The sequence below is a fragment of the Flavobacterium sp. genome, assembly GCF_040382755.1.
Classification (GTDB): Bacteria; Bacteroidota; Bacteroidia; order Flavobacteriales; family Flavobacteriaceae; genus Flavobacterium.
On the sequence record NZ_JBEIET010000266.1, the window covers coordinates 1 to 1,404 of the forward strand.

General features: G+C 33.6%; 1 protein-coding gene. It reads left to right on the top strand.

All coding sequences use genetic code 11. The features are described 5' to 3' along the window. Nucleotides 1–1,404 (top strand): protein translocase subunit SecD (gene secD / locus ABWO04_RS11930; RefSeq protein ID WP_353079902.1); only part of this gene is annotated, 1,404 nt, incomplete at both ends.

Below are 1,404 nucleotides of genomic sequence, written 5' to 3' on the forward strand. Positions count from 1 at the left end.
CGATAAATTCGGAGTAGCGCAACCAAACATTCAAAAAATTGGTGAAACAGGAAGAATTTTAGTAGAATTACCAGGTGCTAAAGATTTAGATAGAGTTGAAAAATTATTATCTCAAACCGCACAATTAGAATTTTGGGAAACCCTAAAACCAGAGGAATTAGGTAATTTCTTTACTGCTGCAAATGATGCTTTAAAAACAACTGAGAAAAAACCAGCTGCAAAAGTTGCAGTTGTTGATACAACGAAAGCGGTTGATGCAAAATCTAAAGTAAATGAATTATTAGGTGATAAAAAAGATGCCGCTAAAAAAGAAGCAATAGATGCTGGTCCTATTTTTAACAAAATAGTTCAAGTGCCTTCAAATTTATATGTTTTTAGAGAAAAGGATACAGCTTATATAGGTGGTTTATTACGTAAAGATAATGTTAAAGCATTATTAGGTAGTACTCGCGCTAAGTTTGCTTGGGGAAAAGCTACAACTGCAACACAATTATGTAAAAATTTCAAAGAAAAAGATTTAAATACAATAAAAACTAATCTTGCAAAAGAGAAGATTTTAATGGATGAGGCTTTGTGTGAATTATACATTTTAAAAGACACTCCAGACGGCGTAGCTCCATTATTAGGTGGTGCCATTACAGATGCAAGTGCTGATTTTGACCAATTAGGTAAACCAGCAGTAAGTATGCAAATGAATCCAGTTGGTTCTAGAAAATGGGAACAATTAACAGGCGATATTGCTAAAAACGGAAATCAAGTTTGTATTGTATTAGATAATGTTGTGTATTCTGCAGCTACTGCAAAAGCAGCTATTTCTGGTGGACAAACACAAATTTCAGGTTCTTTCACATTGGAAGAAACTGCCGATTTAGAAAACGTATTACGTGCAGGTAAATTACCAGCTAAAGCAGATATCGTACAAAAAGCAGTAGTTGGACCTTCTTTGGGTCAAGAAGCTATTGATAATGGTGTTTTATCATCTATCATTGGTTTATTATTAGTTTCTTTCTGGATGGTTTTCTATTACGGAAGAGCAGGTTGGTATGCTAACGCAGCTTTATTATTAAACTTAGTTTTGTTATTTGGTGCTATGGCTAACTTTGGTTTTGTTTTAACATTACCAGGTATTGCAGGTATCGTTTTAACAATGGGTACTGCGGTAGATGCCAATATTATTATCTACGAAAGAGCAAAAGAAGAATTAAGAGCTGGCTTGTCACTAGAAAATGCAGTTACTACTGCTTTCGGATGGAAAGGCGCTATGCGTTCTATAATTGATGCCAACGTGACACATATATTAACAGGTACAATTTTATATATTTTTGGAGAAGGAATGATTAGAGGTTTTGCGATTACTTTATTAATTGGTATTTTAACTTCATTATTTACTTCAATCTTTATTGC